Genomic DNA, 2182 nt, shown 5'->3' on the forward strand with positions numbered 1-2182 from the left:
TCCACTTGCGGTGCTGTCTGATCGTCCGCAACGTTTGTACAATTATTTTAAACAAATGTTCGCACAAGTTACCAATCCGCCGATTGATGCCATTCGTGAGGAGATTGTAACATCTACGGCAACTACGATTGGGCCAGAGCGCAACTTGCTGCATCCGGAGCCGGAAAGCTGTCGTCAGATTCGTTTGGACTCACCGGTGCTGTCCAATGAGGAATTTGCTAAAATCCGCCATGTACACCGTCCAGGCTTCAAGTCGATGACGATTCCGATCTTTTTTGAAGCAAAGGAAGGCGCAGAAGGCTTGCGTAAGGCACTGGAAGGACTGTTTGAGGCAGCTGACCGTGTCATTGAAAAGGGCCACAACATTCTTATTCTGTCCGACCGTGGAGTGGATGCAGACAACGCGGCCATTCCAGCGTTGCTGGCTGTTTCCAGCCTGCATCACCATCTGATTAAACAGGGTACACGCACACGTGTAAGCATTTTACTGGAGTCTGGAGAGCCAAGGGATGTCCACCATTATGCGGTGCTGCTGGGCTACGGCGTAAGCGCAGTTAACCCGTATCTGGCTTTTGAAACGCTGGATGTCATGATTCAGCAGGGCCTGCTGCGTGGCATTTCGCATGAAAAAGCAGTTAAAAATTATATTAAGGCAGCCACCAAGGGTGTCGTAAAAATATTGTCCAAAATGGGTATTTCCACGATTCAGTCGTACCGTGGAGCTCAAATTTTCGAGGCCGTAGGTCTGAAGCAGGATTTTGTTGACCGTTACTTTACCTGGACGCCTTCCCGCATTGGCGGTATTGGCCTGGAGGAAGTGACTATGGAAGCACTGGCCCACCACAACCGTGCTTTTACCGACAAGGATGGCAACGACAAGGTGCTGGATTCGGGCGGTGAATACCAATGGCGTAACGACGGGGAAGAGCATTTGTTTAACCCGCAAACGGTGCATTTGCTCCAGCAGTCGGTTCGCTCGGGAGATTACCAGCTTTACAAGAAATACACCAAGCTGGTGCAGGGTGAATCTGAACAGCATTTGACGATCCGCTCCATGCTTCAATTGAAACCTGTCGGTGAGCCTGTGCCGCTGGATGAAGTAGAATCTGCTGCATCAATTATGCGCCGTTTCAAAACAGGAGCTATGTCTTTTGGCTCGATCAGTCAGGAAGCGCATGAAGATCTGGCAATTGCGATGAACCGTATCGGCGGCAAGAGCAACACCGGTGAGGGTGGAGAGAACCCTGCACGTTTTATACCGGATGCCAATGGTGATTCGCGCCGCAGTTCGATCAAGCAGGTGGCATCTGGCCGATTCGGTGTAACATCGAATTACTTGGTGAATGCCGACGAAATTCAGATCAAAATGGCACAAGGCGCGAAGCCGGGTGAAGGCGGACAGTTGCCGGGACGTAAGGTATATCCTTGGGTCGCTGAGGTACGTGGTTCTACGCCAGGTGTAGGCTTGATTTCGCCACCGCCGCATCACGATATTTATTCGATCGAGGATTTGGCAGAGCTGATCTACGATCTCAAAAACGCCAACCCGCGTGCTGATATTAACGTGAAACTGGTGTCAGAGGTAGGTGTAGGCACGATTGCTACGGGCGTAGCGAAGGGCCGTGCTGACATTATTCTGGTCAGCGGCTACGATGGCGGTACAGGTGCTTCTCCGCAAGGCTCTATCCGTCATGCGGGTATGCCTTGGGAGCTGGGTCTGGCCGAGACGCATCAGACACTGATGCTGAACAATCTGCGTGATCGCGTGGTACTGGAAACAGACGGCAAGATGCTGTCTGGCCGTGATTTAGTGGTAGCTGCCCTGCTGGGTGCAGAAGAATACGGCTTCTCTACAGCGCCACTCGTGGCATTGGGCTGTATTATGATGCGGGTGTGCCAAATGGATACATGTCCGGTTGGTGTGGCTACGCAGAATCCGGAACTGCGCAAAAATTATATGGGTGATCCTACCCATGTGGTGAATTTTATGCGTTTTATCGCAGAAGATGTCCGTGAAATTATGGCGGAGCTTGGTTTCCGCACAATTCAGGAAATGATCGGACGTACGGATTGTCTGGATACCGTGAACGCCGATTTACACTGGAAGAAGAAGGGCATCGACCTGAGCTTGTTGCTGCATGTTCCTGAGCTGGAAGATGGAAGCGTGCGGTACCGTGTACAA

At 51.5% G+C, this 2182-nt stretch carries 1 protein-coding gene; it reads left to right on the forward strand.

The window, feature by feature from the left end; translation table 11 throughout:
- Window positions 1-2182, forward strand: a 2182-nt coding sequence (locus tag L693_RS0112625) for a glutamate synthase-related protein (protein ID WP_025717557.1), incomplete at both ends; no start/stop codon positions are given.

It is taken from the genome of Paenibacillus sp. 1-18 (assembly GCF_000520755.1).
Taxonomy (GTDB): domain Bacteria; phylum Bacillota; class Bacilli; order Paenibacillales; family Paenibacillaceae; genus Paenibacillus; species Paenibacillus brasilensis.